Origin of the sequence: Streptomyces sp. 7N604 (assembly GCF_052245475.1) — a bacterium.
In the GTDB taxonomy this organism is placed as follows: Bacteria; Actinomycetota; Actinomycetes; order Streptomycetales; family Streptomycetaceae; genus Streptomyces.
The window spans coordinates 160,147-180,645 of sequence record NZ_JBQQBX010000019.1 but is presented as its reverse complement, the minus strand read 5'-3'; the positions used below and the strand labels follow the sequence as shown (position 1 = coordinate 180,645).

21 protein-coding genes are annotated in these 20,499 nt (G+C 68.7%); 4 read left to right on the top strand and 17 right to left on the bottom strand.

What is annotated here, in order from left to right; all coding sequences use genetic code 11:
• Window positions 1–300: 300 nt before the first annotated feature.
• The 4 genes from ACTWP8_RS22035 to ACTWP8_RS22020 form a co-directional block, all read right to left on the bottom strand.
• Window positions 301–957, bottom strand: a complete 657-nt coding sequence (locus ACTWP8_RS22035) for a hypothetical protein (protein ID WP_443323880.1) — start codon at window positions 955–957, stop codon at window positions 301–303.
• Window positions 958–1,026: 69 nt separating this feature from the next.
• Complete coding sequence (locus ACTWP8_RS22030) at window positions 1,027–1,623, bottom strand: hypothetical protein (RefSeq protein WP_443323879.1); 597 nt, start codon at window positions 1,621–1,623, stop codon at window positions 1,027–1,029.
• 117 nt (window positions 1,624–1,740) lie between these two features.
• Window positions 1,741–2,478 carry a hypothetical protein gene (locus ACTWP8_RS22025; RefSeq protein WP_443323878.1) on the bottom strand — a complete coding sequence of 246 codons (738 nt, stop codon included), beginning with the start codon at window positions 2,476–2,478 and terminating at the stop codon, window positions 1,741–1,743.
• Window positions 2,479–2,973: 495 nt separating this feature from the next.
• Window positions 2,974–3,993, bottom strand: coding sequence for a DUF3427 domain-containing protein (locus ACTWP8_RS22020; protein ID WP_443323877.1), 1,020 nt, complete (start codon window positions 3,991–3,993; stop codon window positions 2,974–2,976).
• Between the two features lie 850 nt (window positions 3,994–4,843).
• Between ACTWP8_RS22020 and ACTWP8_RS22015 the strand changes: the two genes are divergently transcribed.
• Window positions 4,844–6,148, top strand: a complete 1,305-nt coding sequence (locus tag ACTWP8_RS22015) for an AlbA family DNA-binding domain-containing protein (protein WP_443323876.1) — start codon at window positions 4,844–4,846, stop codon at window positions 6,146–6,148.
• A 642-nt stretch (window positions 6,149–6,790) separates the two neighbouring features.
• Here the strand turns inward: ACTWP8_RS22015 and ACTWP8_RS22010 are convergent.
• The 5 genes from ACTWP8_RS22010 to ACTWP8_RS21990 form a co-directional block, all read right to left on the bottom strand.
• Window positions 6,791–7,027, bottom strand: coding sequence for a hypothetical protein (locus ACTWP8_RS22010; RefSeq protein WP_443323875.1), 237 nt, complete (start codon window positions 7,025–7,027; stop codon window positions 6,791–6,793).
• 226 nt (window positions 7,028–7,253) lie between these two features.
• Window positions 7,254–7,667 carry a hypothetical protein gene (locus ACTWP8_RS22005; RefSeq protein ID WP_443323874.1) on the bottom strand — a complete coding sequence of 138 codons (414 nt, stop codon included), beginning with the start codon at window positions 7,665–7,667 and terminating at the stop codon, window positions 7,254–7,256.
• A 256-nt stretch (window positions 7,668–7,923) separates the two neighbouring features.
• A complete protein-coding gene (locus tag ACTWP8_RS22000) occupies window positions 7,924–8,541 on the bottom strand; it encodes a hypothetical protein (protein ID WP_443323873.1) in 618 nt (205 codons plus the stop codon).
• Between the two features lie 28 nt (window positions 8,542–8,569).
• The gene (locus ACTWP8_RS21995) at window positions 8,570–9,301 is read right to left on the bottom strand and encodes a hypothetical protein (protein WP_443323872.1); all 732 of its coding nucleotides are present in this window, start codon (window positions 9,299–9,301) and stop codon (window positions 8,570–8,572) included.
• A 49-nt stretch (window positions 9,302–9,350) separates the two neighbouring features.
• Complete coding sequence (locus ACTWP8_RS21990; protein WP_443323871.1) at window positions 9,351–9,764, bottom strand: hypothetical protein; 414 nt, start codon at window positions 9,762–9,764, stop codon at window positions 9,351–9,353.
• 130 nt (window positions 9,765–9,894) lie between these two features.
• Here ACTWP8_RS21990 and ACTWP8_RS21985 point away from each other — a divergent pair, with 130 nt between their 5' ends.
• A complete protein-coding gene (locus ACTWP8_RS21985) occupies window positions 9,895–10,248 on the top strand; it encodes a helix-turn-helix domain-containing protein (RefSeq protein WP_443323869.1) in 354 nt (117 codons plus the stop codon).
• Window positions 10,249–10,791: 543 nt separating this feature from the next.
• On the top strand, window positions 10,792–10,926 hold the full coding sequence (locus ACTWP8_RS21980) for a hypothetical protein (protein ID WP_443323868.1): 135 nt from the start codon (window positions 10,792–10,794) through the stop codon (window positions 10,924–10,926).
• Window positions 10,927–11,128: 202 nt separating this feature from the next.
• Here ACTWP8_RS21980 and ACTWP8_RS21975 read toward each other — a convergent pair whose 3' ends face one another.
• From ACTWP8_RS21975 to ACTWP8_RS21945, 7 genes are all read right to left on the bottom strand, one after another.
• Window positions 11,129–11,491, bottom strand: coding sequence for a hypothetical protein (locus ACTWP8_RS21975; protein WP_443323867.1), 363 nt, complete (start codon window positions 11,489–11,491; stop codon window positions 11,129–11,131).
• A 594-nt stretch (window positions 11,492–12,085) separates the two neighbouring features.
• On the bottom strand, window positions 12,086–12,511 hold the full coding sequence (locus ACTWP8_RS21970) for a hypothetical protein (protein ID WP_443323866.1): 426 nt from the start codon (window positions 12,509–12,511) through the stop codon (window positions 12,086–12,088).
• A 323-nt stretch (window positions 12,512–12,834) separates the two neighbouring features.
• Window positions 12,835–12,972, bottom strand: a complete 138-nt coding sequence (locus tag ACTWP8_RS21965; RefSeq protein ID WP_443323865.1) for a hypothetical protein — start codon at window positions 12,970–12,972, stop codon at window positions 12,835–12,837.
• 99 nt (window positions 12,973–13,071) lie between these two features.
• Window positions 13,072–14,712: an MFS transporter gene (locus ACTWP8_RS21960; RefSeq protein WP_443323864.1), complete on the bottom strand. Its 1,641-nt coding sequence runs from the start codon at window positions 14,710–14,712 to the stop codon at window positions 13,072–13,074.
• A 5-nt stretch (window positions 14,713–14,717) separates the two neighbouring features.
• Entirely contained in the window at window positions 14,718–15,656 is a 939-nt protein-coding gene (locus ACTWP8_RS21955) for a DUF1173 family protein (protein WP_443323863.1), read from the bottom strand.
• Between the two features lie 679 nt (window positions 15,657–16,335).
• The gene (locus ACTWP8_RS21950) at window positions 16,336–17,499 is read right to left on the bottom strand and encodes a hypothetical protein (protein ID WP_443323862.1); all 1,164 of its coding nucleotides are present in this window, start codon (window positions 17,497–17,499) and stop codon (window positions 16,336–16,338) included.
• A gap of 781 nt (window positions 17,500–18,280) precedes the next feature.
• Window positions 18,281–18,568, bottom strand: a complete 288-nt coding sequence (locus ACTWP8_RS21945) for a type IV toxin-antitoxin system AbiEi family antitoxin domain-containing protein (RefSeq protein ID WP_443323861.1) — start codon at window positions 18,566–18,568, stop codon at window positions 18,281–18,283.
• 237 nt (window positions 18,569–18,805) lie between these two features.
• Here ACTWP8_RS21945 and ACTWP8_RS21940 point away from each other — a divergent pair, with 237 nt between their 5' ends.
• A complete protein-coding gene (locus ACTWP8_RS21940) occupies window positions 18,806–19,798 on the top strand; it encodes a hypothetical protein (protein ID WP_443323860.1) in 993 nt (330 codons plus the stop codon).
• A 193-nt stretch (window positions 19,799–19,991) separates the two neighbouring features.
• On the opposite strand, the gene ACTWP8_RS21935 is transcribed toward ACTWP8_RS21940, so the two are convergent.
• Entirely contained in the window at window positions 19,992–20,480 is a 489-nt protein-coding gene (locus ACTWP8_RS21935; protein ID WP_443323859.1) for a hypothetical protein, read from the bottom strand.
• Window positions 20,481–20,499 lie beyond the last annotated feature (19 nt).

The following is a 20,499-nucleotide window of genomic DNA, read 5'->3' as shown; positions in this document are numbered from 1 at the left end:
CCCGGGAGCGCGTCATCGACGCGCGAGCTGAGAATCTCGGCGGCCTGGGTGTGTACCTGGAACAGCAGATCGTCGGGCAGCTGCTCCAGGTCGATGGGCAGCTCACGGCCGCGGATCGGGCCGTCGAAGCGCACCAAGGAGGCTTCGTCCCGGGCCGGCACGAACGGTGGCGGCGCGGCCGGTTGGAGCCGCAAGCAACAGGGCTGGCAGCGCCGACGGCCCGCACCGGGCCGGGGGTGCGGGCCGTACAAAGGGGGGTGCGGGCGGGCGCAGGAGCCGGGGGTTCGGTGGGACCGGGTGTCAGGCGGTGCGATGCACTGGCTGGTGGCCGCTGATCGGGTTGGCGGTGCCGTAAGTCAGGGACCGATTCAGCTCCTGGAACCACCGCTCGCCTCCACCGACATGGATCACGTCGGCGTCGGTCATCTCGGCGAGCAGGTCCAGCAGCTGCCACGAGGAGAGCTGGTTGACGTACAGGCTGACGCGGGTCCCGGCCCGGCTTGTCGGAATGTGCTTGTTGTAGGAGAGCAAGGCGCCGTATGCGGGCCGCACGGCCTCTACGAATCGGTCGGAGTAGCCGAACCTCTCGGTGACCACCTCGATACCCGTTCGCACGATCTCCCGGTGCAGGTCGGTGCCATTGCGGTAGCGGCGGGTCCGCGGGCCGATGTGGAGGTAGGCGCGCATGTCGTAGGCGAAGCGCTGCCCGGGGGTAAGGGCGGCGCGGCGGGCTTCCTTGCGCTCCATGGCGGCGAGGTTGTCCAGGGCGGCCTGGGCGGTGGCTGCGGCCGGTGCGTACCGGCCGCTGCCGTCGCGGGTGGCGGCCCAGCGGGTGTCGATGCACAGGCGGATGGTGATGCCGTCGGCGCTCCAGGTCTTCCGGCTCGACTTGGCGAGCTCCAGCGGCGCACCGTTGAAGGTGACCGTGCCCGGCTCCGTGACTGCGATCTGCGACATTCCCGTCTCCCTGCTTGCTCGTGCTCGTCCTCTGGTGGCGCCCCCACGCGGGGCGGGGTGGGATGGCTGTCAGGAAGCGTCCAGGGCAGCGTGCCAGCCCTTGGTCATCGCCTCGGCCTGGTCGATGTAGCCCACCGTGCTGACGCGCGTCTGGTGGTCGTAGTAGCCACGGCCACCGAAGTGATCGGGGTGGCTCCACACGGGCACGCGGTCAATGAACAGCATGGCGACGGTGGTTCCGGCGTCGACCTGACGGGTGGTGCCGTCGATGAACCGGCAGGGATCGGTGGCCGGCTCCTCGGTGAACCGGTAGTCGCCGAAGTCGAAGCCGAAGACCAGGCGGTCGGCGTGGTCCTCACCAAACGCCGCGCGGCGCTTGCTGTCCTGGGCGAGGCGCTGGTGCAGCGCATCGAGCCCGAAGGTAGCGCAGGCGGTGAACAGGGGCTCGCTGTCGATCAGGGCCGAGCGAGCCGAGCCCATGAACCCGCCCTTGAGGCGGATGGAGCCCACGGCGGCGCCAGTGTGCTCCCACCACATCGGGGCGAGTACGCGCACGTGCTGGATCATGCCGGGCAGGTTCTCCAGGCTCCCGGCACGGCCCATGTCGTGGTCACGCAGGTAGGTGTTCAGCTCATTGTCCCCGTCTCCGTACTGGATGTAGCCCATCGTCTTCCTCCCCGGGTGCGGTTCAGGGCGTCGCTCGAGGCCTGGGCCAGGGGCCGGGGGCGAGGCAACGGACAGCGCCCCCGCATGGGCGGGGGCGCGATAGACCGGGGCGCCCGGTCAGGCGAGGCTCGCGGCGGCCAGCACCAGCGATCCCAGGGCGGCGAACACATAGGCGTCGCCGTGGCCGGAGGCGGCCTTCAGACTGTGGGCGCGGGCGCCTGCAAGGTGCGCCATGCCCCGAATGCTGTCGTCGTCGTCCATGTCGCCGTACTTGGCCTGTGCCGCGTCGACTACCTGAGCGATGACCTCGGACAGGGCAGGCGCGCTGGTGATCTCTCCGTCCGCGTAGCTGGGCGTCTCAAGGACCGCGGGTGCCCAGGTGTTGAGCTGCACCCGCACGGTTTCGATCAGCGCCGACTCATCCACGGCCGACAAGCGGCCGCAAAACGGATCCATGAGCCCCGCGTCCCGGTATCCCTCGGACAGGGCGCCACTGGCGCTGATGAGGGAGAACAGGGCGCCCAGCAGGTAGCCGTTGCCGTGCCCGTGGTAGGCCCGAAGCGCCTCGTCGTGCGGGTTGTCCAGGTGCTCGAGCCCGTTCATGGTGGCGTCGTCTTCGGTGCTGTCCGGGTCGTGCTCGGCCGCGTCGGTGACCTCCGCGATCAGGTCGACGAGCGCGCCCGGCCCGGACAGTTCCGCCGGAACCATCACGCCGAAGCGGCGGGTCACCCAGGGACGCGCCTGCACCCGGCATGCTTCCACCAAGGCGCCGGTGTCCATGACCGGTTTCGGGTGGGGGTAGGTGCTCAGCCCGGCCGCGATGCCGTCGGTGACGTAGGTAAGGGTCTCGGCCATAGGGTGTTCCCTCATTCTTCGGATTCAGTTGCGGGGCGGTCCCGTGCGGGAGTTGGACACCGGCCCGATTCACGGGCGCCGGGGGCGGCGGCCCAGGGGCCACACCGCTGGTCAGACGCGGCATGCGCGTCAGCGCGGGCATGCTGCTGCGGGCGGTCAGCGCCTCACACACAGGGGCTCTGCGGCGGGCTGGGACACCCGCTGTGTGCCACCGTGTGCCACCGTGTGCCACCGACCGTGACCGGCCGCCACCCAAGCTGCGCAACCCTCACCCAGCCCGCCCCCCGGCGGGCCAGCCCGGTAGCCGGACGCCGAGACCCGGGCGGTTCGCGGGCGGTCGGATCAAAGAGGGCTTCACCCCGGCCCTGGTCAGCCGGGGTGAAGCTTGGTGTTCCTCTCCGAGGGGGTCAGACCCGGATTACGCCGTGGCACGGGCGCACACCCCGGCTGGGCACGGCAACGGCCACCGCACGGGCTTGGTGCGGGGGGCCGGGGTCAGGCCATGGGCGGGGTGGTCGGCAGACGCGACCAGATCCGGTCGGGCAGGGGGTGGTGCAGGCGCCACGTGACCGCCATCGGCTTGCTGCCCGTGTGCCCCTCGTAGGTCGCCGGGCCGAGCAGCACCCACGGCATCGCCTTGCCGGTCGCGGTGTCCTTGCTGTCCCGCATGAACAGCAACACGTGACTGCCTTGCTGCGCGTGCTGCTGGTAGCGCTGCCCGGTCGGGGAGTTGGGCGCGGTCGAGTTCTGCGACTCCCAGTGGAAGTGGGTCCGGCTGAGCGCGTAGTCCTTGTAGCGCACTGTCGGGGAGAAGTCCCGCTCGCTCTTGTTCAGGGTGATCAGCAGGGCGTCCGTCCTGTTCGCGGCATCCCACAGCACCCCCTGGGCGAAGAAGCCGGGCAGCTGGCCGCCGAGGCGGGCCACGCTCATCGCGGCCAGGATCTCCGAGCGGTTGTAGGCGTGGTGGATGTTCAGCGGGATGTGGGCGTGCGCTCCCGTCAGCGGTGCCGCTGCGTGCACGCGGGGGCTGTGCATCAGGTAGGTGAGGAGCTGGCCCAGCTCGCTGCGCACCGTGTGCTGGCCGCGTAGCGAGGCGAGACCGGCGGCGTAGGAGGCGAAGCCGCCCTTGTCCCAGAGGTTGAAGAACAGCATCCGTGCGAGGGTCTGGTCCCACTGGGGCAGGTCCTCGTAGGCGGGGGCGTCGTCGGTGGTGAACTGCCGGTAAGCGGAGGCGCGTTCGGTGTCGTCGATGTGCAGGAAGCTGTGCATGCGCTTGAGCAGGCCCGCCTCGCCCGGGAGCGGCGTGGTGGGGGTGGGCAGCAGCTCGGCGCGCCGCAGGATCGTCGTCCATGTGCTGGAGCCCCGGTAGACGTCGGCGACATCACGGCCGGTGGCGGCGAGGAACTCGGCGAGCTGTGTGGTGCCGACCGTCTTGGCCTCCTGAGCCAGGGTGTTCACCGTCACCCGCGTCGGAACGGCGGCGGAGTCATCGTGGGCACAAGCGGGGTTCGTCATCAGGCATATCCCTTTCGGCAGAGAGATGAAGGAGCACGCCGAGCAAAAAGGGGGCGGTTGGTCGGCTCGCTCGTTGTCGGCGGTGAGCGAGACCTTGACCGCCTCCCGGCCAACACCCGCAAACCCATCACCACACCGCCGCCGCCCGCCGGCCACCCCGAGCCGGCGGGCGGCGGCGCCGGGCGGGCCAGGCGGCGGGACAGCCCGGCACACGGCGCGCGCGGCGGGACAGAGACCGACACAGGCATGCCGGGACGGCGGGCCACAGGCGGGCCGGGCCGCGCGGGGCGCGGCAGGAGGGGGGCTGCGCAGGGGTGCGCGGCCCGGCGGGTGCCGGTTGCCGCCGTGCACGGAGAGGGTTCGTGCAGGGGCGTTCCGGCTGGAGCTCACTCTCGAGAAGGGCACCGATAGACCCGCAACCCTCCGGGCGGCGGCCGGCGGGAACGCGAGAGGCCCGCTCCGGTCACATGGCCGAAGCGGGCCTCAGCTGGTCAGTGGGTGGGCTTGGTCGAGAAGGTGACCCGATAGAGGGCGGTGGACTTCTCGTCGGGGACGTGCTGCCAGCCGGACGCGGCGAGGTCCTTAGGGCCTGCTTCATCGATGGCCATGCGCTACGGCCAGAATCGCCGAGGCCGAGCGCGAAGGCTGGCTGGGCGAGATTGAACGACTACAGGTCAGCCTCGCAGCAGCCGAGGAGAAGATCTCCCGGCTCGACGCCAGGCAGGAGCGGCGGGAATCGTCGGTCTTCCTCAGCGTTCCCACCCTCCGTGAGGTCGCTGGGCGGACCAGCAGAGTGCAGCCAGGGTCATGATGGTGAAGGGGCGTGCTGCGTCTTTGTGAGGAGCCCCTGATGTCGGTCTATTTTCCGCCTGACCATCCTCGATGGAGTCCGAAAACCGAGGCAGAGATCCAGAGCGCGATCGACGACGGCTTGCTGGAGGAATCGCACTTCCTGGACCTGAAGAGGGAGGTGGTCACGAAGGGAGACAACCGTGAAACCGCGCGTGACCTGGCCTCCTTCGCGATCGACAGCGGCTTGTTGATCATTGGAGTCGCGGAGGACAAGGAGAACCGAACTTTCAGCCTTGCCCCACAGCCTCTGAGCGGGCTCGCAGAGAAGATCGAGAACGTTGCGCACACCATCCCGGATCCCCCGCTGAGTGTCGTCACCCACCCCATCCGCTCCGAAACTGATCCCTCGCGCGGGTATCTGGTCGTCCACGTCCCTGCGAGTCCGGCAGCCCCACACATGGTCGACGGGCGCTACCTCGGCCGGGGTGACAAGACCAAGCGAACCCTCCCCGACGCCGAAGTCCTCCGCCTGCACCAACGACGCCGGATCATGGAGTCCGACACGCTGGCCCTACTGCAGCAGGAGATCGACAAGGACCCGATTCCTGCCGAAATTCGCGAGCAGGCACACCTCTTCCTGATCGCTCAGCCCATGGCCGGACGAAGCGACATGTTGCTCGACATGGTCACCCGGCGTGATTGGCAAGAGCACTTGTTTCGCTTCACAGAGCGAGCTGATGCTCCTGAGTTGCAGGCTCTACTCCAAGGAATCCCCGGGCTCGAAAACGCTCATCGGCCCTGGCGTCAGTCCCGCGGCATCGCCCGCACGAGCACGAACATCACCTCAGCGCGCGGGTTCGAACCTGGGGCGAGGGAGAGCGCCATCGAAGTGCAGGTGCACCAAGACGGGGGCTTGCGACTGTTCTCGAGCCGCCTCTCTAGGGGCCTAGATGGACGAGGCAAGGGCGTCGTCGACGCCATAGCAGTGGGTCTCACCCGGCGCTTCCTGGCACTCATCGTCGCAGCTGCCGAAGAAGGAAGTTACTTCGGCAACTGGGCCATCGGATTCGGCGCCACCGGGCTCCAGGGCATGCCAGCCATATCTGACCGGGCAGTCATTGACGAGGACAGTCCCCGATACCACGAAGACACCTACATGGAGGCCACCGCCGCAACATGGGCGGACCTCACGACCAAGCCCGGAGCCATCACCCGTCAGCTTGTGGGACGGCTCTTGAGAGCATTCGATCTCGAACGCGTGTGGGAGCACGTCCTCACGGACCCAGTCGATAGCCGCGCCGGGGCAGCCGGGCTGCACCTGGTGGTCCTGCTCGGCAGGGGTGCCGAGTGTGGTCATAGCTGATGCCCTCCACTACGGGTGAATAGGGTGGCGTCGGGCCGGAAGGCGGACATGAGAGCCGCTCTGTCCCCGGCCCGACACCAAGCACCATGGAGGAGCGCGGAGCTAGCACCGCAACCCCGACAATTTGAAGAACACCCCAGCGTGAGCGAACTCCCCCGGGCCGGGAAGCAGAACCTCCGGCACTGGAACGGTGGGTGGCACGCGTACGCTATTGAGGGCTTTTGGGCAAAGGGTCACTGGTCGTTGTAGAAGAACCAGATCTCGGCCCGCAGGGGGATGCCGGTGGGCGAGCGGATGTCGCCACGCTCCAGTGAGGGCGGGCGCTTGGTGAGCGTTACGAGAACGGCCCGCTCCCGGGGCGAGTGGGGCGGGCCGTGGAAGGGCAGTGCGCAGGGTCAGCCGGGAAGGTCTGCGTTGTCGCAGTCTTCGTGCTCGTCGTGGTCCTGGAGCTGGGACCGTTCGCCTTCCTAGACCGTGGCCGGAGGCGGAGTTAGCGGCGCAACGACGGCGCCGGGCCGGGTGCGGGGATCCGCCCGCCCGGGGTGTGGGGAACATGAAGCGGACCTGCCCGGCCGAAACGATCGGCCGGGCAGGCCCAGGACTTGCGGGAGTGTGGCGAGGACCGCGTAGACGCGGGCGCGCCTACTTGGGCGGGGTGTTGTCCTCCGCGTTGGGACCCTGCTCCGGCGCGGGATCCTCGCAGGCCGTCGGCTCACCAGGCTCAGCCCGATCCTCACCAGCGGGCCAGTACCACGCGTAGGCGCAACCTCCCTCGGTGAGCGCGAGCACGGTGAAGACCGCCGTCCAGCCCCACCCCGCTCCCCCGGCCAGGCTGACCACGGCCGCTACGGCGAGCAGCACACCGGAGCAGGCGAACATGCCCGCGAACGGCGTGTTGCGCGGACGACGCTGGGCAGACGTCAGGCCGAAGAACAGGGCCTTGAGCGGCTGGTGTCCGTCCTGCGCCTTAGGTGTGCCATCTCAAGAGGTCGGTGCCGCTCGTTGGGCGCGGAGACGCATCAACCGCGAGGTAGTCCGCCGGGCTGAGACGTATTGCGTCAAGTCTCTTGATTGGGGATGCGGGGCCTCTGGGAGCTGCTGTGGGTCAGGGGCCTAGGTTCTGGAGCTCTCCGGCAGGCACTTCTTTCAGTACCTCGCGGATCGGCAGCCAGCGCGGCACGTCTGGTTGATCCCCGGCCTCGGCCGGGTCGATCAGCTTGATGTGGTGGTACCCCTTGCGTGGCACCCAGAGAGCGACGCCGTCCTCAACTCCCACGAGCAGAGCAACGTAGCCCTGCTGGGCCTCAGACTTGCCGACACGTTCAGCAAAACGGCTGGCACTGTCCACGTAGAGGCGCCCCTCCATGTCGCGGCCGAGCGACGACAGTTGCTCATCTGGCTTGCTGGGCTTCTGTAGCCGGACCCAGCCGAGGAGGCCGGGGCGCTGGCTGAGTCCGAGAACGGTGTCAGCGATGTTCCAGTCAGGGAGGTCGTTGGTGGTGGCGTGGCGTTCACTCATGCAGTTCATCCTTTCGTGGTTGGCGGTCAGGCGGCGAGCCGTATGCGTGCGGTGAGCCGGGGGGGCATAAAAGCGACTTCCTGACGTCCCTACAAGCCCACCGTCATGTTCTCGGCACCTTCCGCCGCGCCGGGACCCCGGTGCACGGTGTGTCCGAAGGTCCGGTTGCAACGGAAACTCGTACGCGAACCTTCGGTTCGGTAGGGCTTCGCGTACGGGTTGGTTGCCATCGGTTGTCATTGATCTCCGCGTCGGGTCACGTGCTGAGGCGGCGGGCGATGCGCAGGCACGCCTTGCAGTTCGGGAGCCGGCCGTCGTCGAGGAACTCGAAGACTTCAAGGTCGTGGGCCCGGCTCGGGACCCAGCACAGGACGTGGTGCGCCTTCCGGTGGAGACGTCCGACGTCCAGGTCGTCCAGAAGGTAGATGTGGTCGCCGCCCTGCGTGTAGCCGTCAAGGTGCCGATGGCTGGTGTAGTTGTGGCGGACCTCGAACCGGACACCCGTCGCGTCGTGCAGGGCGGCGGCCAACTCCTCCCACTCCTGGACTCTTCGGCGGTGCTGTTCCTCGGCGGCCTTCCGCCGTGCCTCCTCCTCGGCGCGGTAGCGGACGAGGGCCGCAGTGGCCTTGGGCGGCGGGGGCGGGGTCGGCTCAGCGAGGGCAGCCAGGTACAGCAAGTACCGCTCGGGCCACGTCACAGTCCGGGGGCCGTGGTAGGGGCGGCCGAGGACGGCGGCGGCCCACTCGGCATTGTGGACTGGGGTCTCCAGGACGCGGGCGTGCACGAACGGGCCCGCTTCGCGGCGGGCCCGTTCGTGCAGCTCGGCGATCCGCTCCGGAGACAAGGCGGTTGCCTGGTCGGTCTGGTCGCTCATGGCTCCTCGTCCGGATACGGGTGGTGGATCAGATGTCGCCGGGTGCGTCGGGGTGGACGGGGCACGGTCCGAAGCCGGTGCTTCCCTGGCTGGCCGGGTGAACGTGCCGACGACCGGAGAGGCGGCAGGCCGTCTTCGGGTCCTCGTTGCAGAACTCCACGCACGTGCAGTCCTGGATCTCATCCAGCGTGGAGTCGAGGGAGCCGTCCGCGTCGCCAACCCGGGGCAGGCACCGGTGGCGGTCGGCCATGAGATCGAGGCGGGCCAGCGTCCATCCCTGCCCGTCGTGTCCTGCCTGGATAGTGATGCCGCCGCACTTGGTGCACCGCAGTCCTTCGGCCACCTGGCAGTTGTCGCTGAGCGCGGAGTTGACGACCTCGAAGTCATCTCGAGGGAGCGCATCGGATTCACCGACAGCGGCGGTCTCAGCGCCCCCGGTGAGGAACTCCAGGAGTTCCAGCGGCAGGGCAACCTCGTACCCGCGCTGGTGGACACTGCGGATGGCAGCACCAACGCTATCGGTGACAGCAGAGCGGAGAGCGTTGTTCCTGACGGTGGGATCACACTCCTCGTGCTCCGGTTCGCTGTACGTGTCCCAGGGAGCCGGCAGGCACTCGGGGCCGCCGACGGTAAGGATCTCGTCCAGGCGCTCCCAGAGCCTCCGCAGCGGGTGCACCTCGGGCAGCTCGCGCATGGCCTCAGTCATCGAGGCGTGCAGCTCATCCGTGCCCAGTTCGTCAAGGGCGGGTTCCGTGGTCACGTCTTTCCTCCTGGGCGTGGGCCCCATCTGTTGGTCGGGTCGGCGGTGGTTAGTCGGTGACGCGGTAGGGGTGGCCCACCTGGGGCTCCGACCCGTCGGCGTGGACGTTGTGCGGCCATCGGCACGCAACGGTCTCGATGTGCACACCGAGATGCTCCTCACAGCGAACCCGGTTATTCGGGGTGACCTCGGGGAGCGGGACCGAGATGACCACGGTCAGCACGGACCCGAGCTCGGCTTCGTCGTCCGCGTGCTGCTCCAGGGCGGCGGAGAGCGCGGTGTCGCGGATGTTGAGGGTCTGGGTCTCGCCGTCGTGGTGGGTGACGAGGGCGGTGCCCTCGTAGCTGATCCAGCCGGAGTCGTCCCTGGTCGGTTCGACCGTGACAGAGGTGACGGCCTTGCCGGTGGATTCACGGTGCTGGAGGGCTTCCACGGCCGCGGAAGTGAGCTCGCTGATTTCCATGCGCAGGTCTCCTGGAACTTGCTTCACGCTCCTGGTGGCGACGGGCGGAGCGGTTAGCCAATGTTGCTTATACTCTACACGCGAGGTGTTGGATATATGCAACTCCTTGGAGCTTGAGTACGGTGTGACCATGCCGAATGCGTCTCCCGCCTCCGCTTCCACTCCCGACATTGCGATCCGCCGTCGGGCGTTCGGGCTGCGGCTACGGGAGCTCCGCGCCAACGCGGATCGCACGCAGGCCAGCATTGCCGCGGAGGCAGGGGTCGATCGGGCCTTCTACGTGAACGTCGAGAACGGGAAGAACAACATCTCGCTGGACAAGATCTTTGCGCTGGCCGACGCTCTGGGCGTCGATGTGGCGGAACTCTTCCGCGGTCTCGATTCCTGCCGGAGCCAAAGCCGGGGTGCCGGTCGGGCACCGGCCTCGTGGGTGGGAATCGCCGGGCGGCCGGAGCCTGAAAGTGCCGGACCGGACAGGGAGTGAAAGAAAAAGGCCGGGTGTCCCCGCCCGACGCGAACCGCCATGCGGGAACCAGTGGTTAGCGGTGCAACCCGAAGGACTCGGGCCACAACGGCGCCGAGCTCCTCCCGGGCCGGGTGGCAGGCCGTGAGACCAGAACAGGCTGTGGGTACGGCGTCGGCCCGTCCCCGCACGGGAGCTGTCGGGGGCGCCCGGGTGCAGCCGCACCCCCTGCTGGGGGTTAGAGGTGGCTGTGGGGGGCGGCGGTGGTGCCGGGTAGGGGCACGAGGTGGCGTTACGGACGGCCTGGTGTGGTGTCGGTGACGGGGTGAGGGCCGCAGCCCTGCGGGGCGGGCAACGTCGTACGGCCCGCACCCGAGGGGTGCGGGCCGTACGCAGAGCGCGAGGCGCCGGGTCAGTGGCGGGTTCGGCCGTGAGGGTGAAAGGGCGTGCAGGTGCACGACGGGCACGGGTGGGGGCGGGCGGTGCCCGGCCAGGTGTTGGGGTTTTGCAGGTGGGGGTGGGCTTCGAGCGCGGTCTGGATGTGTTGTCCACATCGGACCAGGTGTGGGTGGGGTCACCGCCAGCTGGGTCGTTGAGGGCGTGGTCGATGAAGGCGGCTTTGGTGTGCTGGGTGGCGAACCAGGTGTCGGCAAAACCGTGGAGGTTGAAGTGCGCGATGTGGCCGAAGAGATGCTGTGAACAGGTGCGGTAGAGCTCGGGAGAGAAGGCTTCGGGGTGGAGCCCGTCCTCAATGAAGGTCAGCAGGCGGTTGGCGGCGTCGGCCTTGTGCTGCTGGTTGTCCCATCGGGTGGCCGTGCAGTCGGCAGCAGTCAGCCGCGGCAACGTCCCAGGTGTAAGGACTCCCGGGGGGGGCGGCGGTGCGCCGCCCCCCGGTTCGTGATCAGGACAGGGACAGGGCCGCTTCGGCGATGGCTGTGGCGGACGCGTCAAGGCCGTCAGCGGCCGTCAGGTCGGGCAGGTAGATGGTTTTGGTGGTCAGGTAGGTCAGGTCGCGGCAGACGTACAGGTCGCCGTTGCCGTCTACGCCGACGGTGAAGACCTCCCCGTCGGGGCTCTCAAGGGTGCCGGTCACGCCCCAGTACCCGGATTCCACGGCCCAGTCGTCGCCGAGGAGCACGGCGGCCGCGCGGGCGATATCCGAGATCGAGAACGGGTACTCCGTGCCGGGCGCGGGCTCCGGTGCCTTCCATGTCAGAGTCCAGTTCGGGCGGATGATGCTGAACGGGCGGATGAAACGACGCAAGGGGTACTCCTCAACTCGTCTGATGCGGGGGGCGTGGTTGTCGCTGGACCGTAGAGGTGAGAGGCGTTAGCCGGGCAACGCTGTGTGGCTGTGCTATGCCGCGCTGCTGGGAACGGGGGTCGGTCCCGGGACCGGTCGGGCCCCGGGACCGACCCCGAGAGGCCGTGTGGCGGGGCTACCGGGCCACCTGCGGTGGGCGCCGGTACCGCTTCGGCGTGCGGGTCAGGTAGCGCCGGACCCGCAACCCTGGGGAAGCTGGCGCCCGGGCAAAGGGCCAGGAACGGCGGAGTACTCGCTGCGCATTACGACAAGCCACCGGCGCCCGATTTCCGAATCGGGCGAGCAGGCTGGCGGCCTGCGGCCCCACCGCACGTGCAGCCTGGGTGTGCACCGCAGGGGCGAACCGGACACGGCCCACCGGGGCCGGTGGCCGGGCTAACGGTGTGAGCCGCGCACGGCGGCCTCCACCCGGGAAACAAGCAGCGGCCCGCACGATCCCGCCGCAGGCGGGAAGGCACGGGGCCGCTGAACGAATCGGCCGGGCAGGCCCGGGACTTGCGGGAGTGTGGCGGGGGCCGCTCAGCGCAGGCGCGCCTACTTGGGCGGTGTGTCCTCCGCGTTGGGACCCTGCTCCGGCGCGGGATCCTCGCAGGCCGTCGGCTCACCAGGCTCAGCCCGATCCTCACCAGCGGGCCAGTACCACGCGTAGGCGCAACCTCCCTCCGCGAGCGCGAGCACGGTGAAGACCGCCGTCCAGCCCCACCCCGCTCCCCCGGCCAGGCTGACCACCGCCGCTGCGGCAAGCAGCACACCCGAGCAGGCGAACATGCCCGCGAACGGCGTGTTGCGCCGACGACGCTGGGCAGACGTCAAGCCGAAGAACAAGGCCTTGAGCGGCTGGTGTCCGTCCTGCGCCTTAGGGCTCAAAGCACGCTCCAGCGTCAACGCGAACAAGGGCACGGTATGCAGCAGCAAGGCGAGCATCGCCAGCCCGGTGGTCGTACCGGTCACATCCCACATGGGAATCCACTCCGTTCCTACATCAAGGGCACATGGTGCGCCCGGAGGCAGGCACACTGACCGGAGCAGGCGCAAGCCCCGCAACACGCGTGTGCTGGCCGGGGATGTTGAGACATAAAGCGGAAGCCGGAATGCACCGGCGACGAGGAGGGGCGGGCGGCCGACGCGGTGACCGGGCGCCGGGCACCACGACGACACCACCGCGGGATGCGCACATACCGTACGGCGGCACCAGGAACAGGACCGGGCGGCAGCAAAACGGGGGTGGCCCCGGCGGGTTGGTGGACCGGACGGGCCCGCCAGCGGTGCATGTGGGCGGGTCGTCAGAGGCTGCCCCGGATCGTTTCGGCGATCCGCTGGGCGGTGGCGCGCAGCTCGGCCCGGCACAGCCGCAGGGCGGTGCCGTCCGTGTGGCTCAGGTACCAGACCTGCCAGGCGCGGTCGTGGTCACGATGCTCCACCAGGAGGTGTCAGGGGTGGATGCCCGCGCGCGGGCGGAGCAGCGCCGCGCACAAGCGAGTGCTGCCGACACCAGAATGACGGCCCGCGTTCCCAAAGTGTCAAAGCCCCCGAGGGTCTTCCGTCGTGGCGAGCATCCCGTGTGCGGTATCCGGTGGCAGGGGTTCTTGCCACGAGTGAGTTTGCGTTTCATCCGGGGCCGCGACTGGTTGGTTACCGGCCCACCCTTGCGTGGTAATGAGGGTGAAAGCGCTGAGCGCGGACAGCGCGAGGATGCCGACTGCCCACGAGATGGCGGTGGTGTAGCCGTGCACCATCGACTCCAGTTGCAGCGCCTTGGCGGACGCCGGGCCGGTCGCGTCGCCCGCCTGAGAGGCGATGTAGGCGGTGGTGGTGCTGGCCGCGATGGTGTTCAGCACCGCCGTGCCGATCGCGCCGCCCACCTGCTGGGAGGTGTTGACCATCGCGGAGGCGACGCCCGCATCGCGCGGCTTGACGCCGTGGGTCGCCAGACTCATCGCGGCTGTGAGTGCGCTGCCTATGCCCAGGCCCATCAGCAGCTGCGCGGGCAGGACCAGCCGGGCGTAGGAGCTGCCGACCTCCAGCTGCGTCAGCATCAGCCCGCCAGCCGCCGCGACCAGGAAGCCCGGTGCCATGAGCAGCCGCGGCCGGATCCGGTTCATCAGCCGGGCGCCGATCTGCGTCGATCCCATGATCGAGCCCGCGCTCATCGGGAGAGACGCGAAGCCGGCGGTGATCGGCGTATACCCTTCCACGATTTGGAGGTAGTAGGCGAGGAAGAGAGTCATGCCGAACATTCCGCTCATGACCAGGGCGACCGACGCGTAGACACCGCCGCGGTTCCGCTCGGTCACCACCGTTAACGGCAGGAGCGGCGCCCTCGCCTTCTGCTCCATCAGCACAAAGCCAGCAAGCAATACAACGGCCGCCGCAAGGAAGACGATGGTGACCGTCTCGCGCCAGTCGTGGGACCCCGCGCGTGTGACGCCATAGACCAGCGAGGCCAGAGCCAGTGTGGATAGCACTACGCCCGGGATGTCGAGGGGCGAGCGGTTGCGGCTGCCCTCGGGCTCGCGGACGACGACGTAGGCGCCGGTCGCGGCGAGCACGGCGAAGGGGGTGTTGACGAAGAAGCTCCAGCGCCAGTCCATGTATTCGGTGAGCACGCCGCCGATGATCAGGCCAAGGGCGCCGCCTGCGCTCCCCATGGCGCCGTGGGTGCCGAAGGCCTTGGCCCGCTCTGTGGCCTCGGTGAACATCACCGCGAGCAGGGACAGGGCTGCCGGGGCGAGGAGGGCGGCGAAGGCGCCTTGGAGGGTGCGGGAGCCAAAGAGCATGGCGGGGTTGGCCGCGGCGCCGCCGAGCGCGGAGGCGGCCGCGAAGCCCAGCAGGCCGACGATAAAGGTGCGTTTGCGTCCCCACAGGTCGGCGATCCGGCCGCCGAAGAGCAGCAGGCCGCCGAAGGCGAGAGCGTACGCGGTGATGATCCAGTGCCGGTCGCTGTCGGAGATGCCGAGGTCCGTTTGGGCGGAGGGCAGGGCGATGTTCACGATGGTCACGTCGAGGACGATCATCAGCTGGGCTGTTGCGATGAAGACCAGTGCTCTCCAGCGCTTGGTGTCGGGTGCGCAGGCCTGTGAACGGGGGACGGCGGGCCTTGGGGTGGGGCCGGGCACGGCGTGGGCCGGCCGGTGGTGTGGGGGGCCTGGTGTGATGGACATGTCGGTCACGGCCCGCGGTGGATTGCCAGGGTGAGCTCTGGCATCGCAGCGGTCACGTCCCACTCGATCAGGCGGGCGCCATGTTGCTGGTGGAGGGCCGGTTTAACGCGTTTGCGGCGGTCGTAGGTCTCGCGGCCATGGATGCCGTAGACCTCGACGAACGCGTGGGGGTGGGTGTCGACCAGCACGAAGTCGGGAAGCAGCTCGTCGCTGGCGTCGTAGCGCAGCGGCTTGATGTAGGCCCGCCCGGACTCGGCGAGCCGGTCGGCCATTAGGACGTAAGGGGTATCGATGATGTCCTTGACCTCGCCCAGGATGAGACCGCGGTTGACGACCTGTTGGGGCGGGCTCAGGCGTGTGCGGAAGGCAGCGAAGGCAGCCGCGGTGCGCTCGCTGGTCTCAGGGCGGAAGGGCGGGACCACGAACAGTACGTCGCCCAAAGCTTGGTCGGTGACCGAGCAGTCAGCTGCCTGCTGGCGCAGCCGGTAACTGCAGATTCCCCAATTGCGGCGGCGCCAGAGCGGATGCCACGCGGTCAGCTGCGCTTCCTCCCACAGCCAGTGCAGCAGTCCCAGTCCCACCCTGCGTCTGGTGTGCCCGGGGCGTGGTTGGTTTTCGCCCGGGTTGTGTGGCGCGGGGTGGGTGAGTTGCCGGGTCAGGGGTGCGTCGAGACGGATCGTGGTGCCGGTGTCGGTGTCCTGTATGGCCTCGGTCGCGTAGCGGCTGCGGCCGCTGAGTTGTGTGGCGAGTTTGTGGAAGGGGCAGTTGATGCGGTGTCGGTCCCCCTCGCCGGGCCATCCGGCCAGGTGGTAGCGGCCTGCCCTGCTGCAACGAATGATCCGGCTGAGACCTGGCAGGCGGCAGAGACATTGGCCGTACCCGACCTCTGCCTTGGCGCGCGCGAAGAGCGGGGCGTAGTCGGCTGCGCGCTCGCGCAGCGCCATGTGAGGCAGGGTCCGGTCAGCCGGCCGAACCCGGCCCGCACCCTCGTGCTCGCTTGCCTTTACGGCCGTTAGGTTCCTGCATCTGCGGCGCATGGCTGGGCTCACCGGCAGAGGGTCACGGGGCTCAGCGCGCGTCGCGCATTGCTCCGCGTGCGGTCAGCGTGTCGTGACGGCACGCGGCATGTTCGAGGTCGGCCGCGCCAGGCAACCAGCCACTGGTGGCGGTCGCCGGCGATCCGAACACCCGTCGAACTCGGGGCAGGCAGGTCAGGCACTGAAAACGATCTCCCCTCGAATGGCCGCCCCGCCACGGCCATCGGCGCGTTCAGCGGGCCTCGCCGCAGGCACTGTCGGAACCGCAAGCCCCGCGCACCTCCCATGCATCAAGCGTGCTCGTCGTTCTCGATCACGCCCCTGGCACAGTTCACCGCCCTGCACAAGATCGTCAGGCGCCCGTCGTGGCGCAGTCACTCAGACCCACCAGCGGCTCTATAAGCGCGTCCGGAAGCATTGATGCCTGTCCGGGGCACGTTGCTGCGTGCCAGGTCAGAGGGCTACGAGTCAGAGAATCTGCAGGTCAGCTGCTTCCTGATGCCGACGGCGTCGTGTTGAGGCACCGCAGGTCAAAGGCACGTACGAACGCGATATACACGTCATCTACTTCTGGTCGCGACACCTGCTATGACCCCTTCACCTGTGTCATTTCATACTCAGAGGTCAGCAGCTCTGCCTTGCGGTTGGGCGGGAGGTAGGCTGTGGATTGGTGCAAGTAATAGACCAGGAACGCGGGCCTGGACTTCTTGCCGACGAACGTCTGCATATCCAGGGACGGGTTGATGATGGCGTCGGGACGCATACCGAAGTCAGTTTCCCTCAGCGCTGTGTTGAAGACCGCCAGAGTCCCCCCGTCCTTGGTCTTCAGCGCGTAGACCTTCTGGTGCTCCGTATCCTCATGGCGGAATTCTGCCTGCGCATACGGCTTGAGTTGACTGTTGTGCGTCTTGGGGATTTTCCGCATCCACTTGGTGGTGGCTGACTCTTTGAAGACGTCCCCGGCCTTCGTTCCGCCCGTGGCGTAGATATCGGCCAGGGCCTCGTCGAGCTGATCGGGCGCCACAGCGCCGCCCTGCTTCCTGCTCGTCTGAACCACGGGGATGGCGAAGCCGTGCTTGTCGTGGGCGATCAGCTCCGCCTTCTTGGGGTCGATCCAGGAGCTGGCGACCAACTTCCAGCGGCCGTCCTTGTCGCGGTCGAAGATGATCAGAGCCTTTTCCTTGCTCACCTTCCGATCGACCTTGCTCCACGAGGTCACCGTGATCGCGAACCAGGACGCCGCGCCCGCGGGTGGAATGTGGAAATCCTTGGCGGTCGGCGAGGTGTAATACCAGGGCGTTTCGTACTCGGCTCGCTCTTTAGCGTCCATGTTCGGCTTCTGCTTGTACGCGGCCTTACTCATTTCCACCAGCGCCCCGCCCTCGACCGTGGAGAGCAAGGCCGGGTCCCACTTCGCATTCGCGGCGTTGTTGGCCTTGACGTAGCGCTGCAGGAAGCGCTTGGCCTCGCTGCGGCTGACGACGCCGGGGAAGGGTATTGCTGAGGCGGCGGCCCGGGCAGGGCTCTTCTCGGTGTCCTTCTCGTTGGTGGTAAAAGCGCAGCCGGATGCGAGTGTGAGGGCCCCGACGGTGACGAGGACAGGTGCGGTGTGACTCCACGATCTGGCCATGCGCTTGAGATTCTCCTGACGATGTTGATAGGTAGTGATGCGTAGGTGGTGATGGACAGACGTAGCTGGCGCGGGCACGAATCGAGCTGATCGGTACCGCTGCAGCCACTGGTTGATCACTGGCGTACTCCGCGTGCGCGGGTGGTGGCGCCACGGCCTGTCACCTGCCATCGGTCCGCGCTTCGGTTCGCGCAGACTGCGCCGGAGGCCTGGGTGTACGCGGCCGGGGCCGTACCCACAGCAGGTGCGGTGGTCCTGGTGAACGCGGCCTGGGCGGAGCTGGCACAGCTTCTCCCCCCTTCTTGAGTGTCGGTACGGCGGTGGGCATGATCCTCGCGCCCTGTGCAGCCGGGGCCAGGGTGGGGCGGCGGTTCGTTCCAAGGCCTGACTGCGCTTTCTCCCGCGGCATTCCGCCAGGCGGAACCGGACTGCGTCGGGTGACGCCGAGGACGGGGTCAGTGTGCGGTGACGCCGCCCGGGCCGGGCCCGTGGTGACCCGAGCCGCCTGCTGCGCCGGATCGCGTGCGGCCGCAGGCTCGCGCCGGTAGCGGACCCCTCACCACGCCGGTGCAGGTGCTCGAGGTAGGCGGCGCGGCCTCCAGGTGGGCGGCGGCCCCCGGGGCAGTCCGTGGGGACGGCCAGGAGTCCAGGGACCGGCAGAGCAGGGCGATGTCGCCGGGCCAGCTGCCGCGGCAGATACGGGTGGGGCTTCAAGCGCTCTGGATGCGCCGCTCCACATCCGACCAGACGCACGCAAGCCGTCGACGACGGTGACCTGGGATGGATCCCCGACCGGCTCCTGATGCAGCCGGATGCCCTGCTAGCCGCCGATCTGGCTGCCCGGGACCAGCATCTCGACCACCTCCGAAGGGAGGTCGCCGAGTTGGTGGAGCCGGCAGGCCTAACTGTGGGAGATGGCCCCCGCGTGCACACCAGGGGTGAGTCTGCGCCAGGCCGGTGTGCCCGAATCCAGCCGGAGCCAGGCAGTCTTGATCTCCAGATGCGCCGGCACTGGTGTCCCCGCGAGTTGGTACACGCCGTCTCCCACGGCCGTCAGCAGGCTTGCCTGCGTCAGCCGGGTGAGCTGAACGGCGTCGATGCCGTCCTGGCTTGCTTGCGCGGAGGTTACCAGTCCCCACTGCTCGGCAGTCCATCTGCCGAGCTTCACCAGCACGTCCGCGATGTCCATGCGCGCTTCATCGCAGAGCGGATCAGCTGAACGGCCCGGCCGGGCCGGGACCCCGCCGGGTGCAGGCACCGCGGGGACGGAGTCCCGCCGTCCCGCAGGGCGGATCCGCAACTCGACCGGGAGAACCGTCCGCTGGGACGTACTGCGTTCCCGCCGGTCAGTTCCCTCCAGCGGTGGCGACGATGACCCAGGCCACCGCGCCTGGAGGTCGGCTGGTTATGTGAGGGGAGGGGACACGTGCCTGAGCCCGAGCCGGACCCACGGCGGACCACACTGCTAGAGCAGCTCCACGCCGAGATTCTCGCAGCCCGCGCCGCCGGAACCCCCTTGGGCATTGAGCACACGGAGGCGCTCCACCTCCAGGTACATGCCAGCTTCCTCAAGGCTCTTCCCCCGAACACGCTGCGGCCGGTCGAGCCGCCGACGGTGTGGTGTACCGCGCAGCTACCCGACGATGTGTACTGGCGCTCCCAGGCCGTCCATGAGGCGGCGCACGCGGTGCTCTCCCTCACCCTCGGGCTCAGGGTCCGGCGACTGCTCCTGGCCCGGGACCGGACACTGGCCGAAGGCGGCGGCTGTCTGGTGGAACCCCCCGGCAACGCACAGCACTTCGCCTTGGAAAAGCTGGGCGCCGCGCACGCACAAGCCATCTGGCTGGACGCCAACGACTACGATCACAGGGAGCTGCGGCGCTGCGTCCTTGAGGTGGCCGCTGCCGGTGACCGCGCCGTCGTCGACAGCTACGAGGCAGAGGGCTTCGTGATCGATCGCAAGCGGGCGGTAGCCGATGCGGTGTGGCTGCTCAGCACACCCGGCACCATGACCGCCATCGAGACGGTAGCCGACCGGCTGGCCACCGTGCACGAGTTGGACGGCCGCCAGGTCTCCTCGATCATCGACCAGCACCGTCCCGTGCGGCCGCCCGTTTCCACGGTGTGGATCCCTGGTCCCAGAGACATCCTCGGCGATCCGCTGAGCGGCGGCAGCGCTCGCCCTTCTGCCGATCAGACCGGCCTGGGCCCAGGTGGTGTCCCCCGGCCCGGCAGAGGGCCGGGGGCATCAGCGCGACTGAACAACCTCCTCAGCCAGCTCGAGGCCGGACGGGAGACGCGAGAGCGACTGCTACGCCATGTCCCCTCCGTCTCAACGCCGCACCAGCAGCAATCGCATCACGCCCCCCACCACCGGCAGCAGCACGGACATCAGCCAGGCGCGGCCGGACTCGCGTGAGGCGCGCGGGGCCGGGCACCCAACGCCACCAGGCGCCGCTCCGCCCCGGCATGCCCTGGCCCGCTGATTTCACGCGGTCGGAACCGCGCGGGTTCACGGATTCCTGAGCCATGACATGCGGCAACCCGTACGCGAGACCGTGATCGTCTGGGCTTCGCGTACGGGTTGGTCGCTACTCGCTACTGGAGGACGGTCAGCGGCTCCAGCCGATGCGGGTGAACATGAAGCCTTCGATGTCTTCCAAGTCGCGTCGGGGCTCGGCCTCTTCGCGAGCCCACACCAGAGGAAGGACCTGGTCCTCCTCGGGGCTTGCCGTCGGGTAGTCGGCCCACACGCGCCCCTCGTCCTCGTCCAGCCACACGGTGGCGTGCTGCGCGGCCCCGTTCGCCGGCGGCATCCCGAACGTGGAGAGCAGTTCGGTGCGGCAGAAGGCGATGCGCGTCAGTGTGCAGCCGCGCTCCTCGACCTCGTGGCGGGGGATGGGGACTTCGTCTGCCCACACCATCGGCAGCACATCGTCGCCGGCTGGCACGGTCGGGTAGACGGCCCAGACTCTGCCCTCGTCGTCGAGCCATACCGCAGCATGGTCACCAGTGGGGCCGACATCCGGCGGGGTGGCGAGGGCACGCACGCGATCCGGGGTGCCAGTTTCAGGTGTGTGTTCTTCCTGCTCGGTCGGCATGTCCGTCATTGTCTCCTCA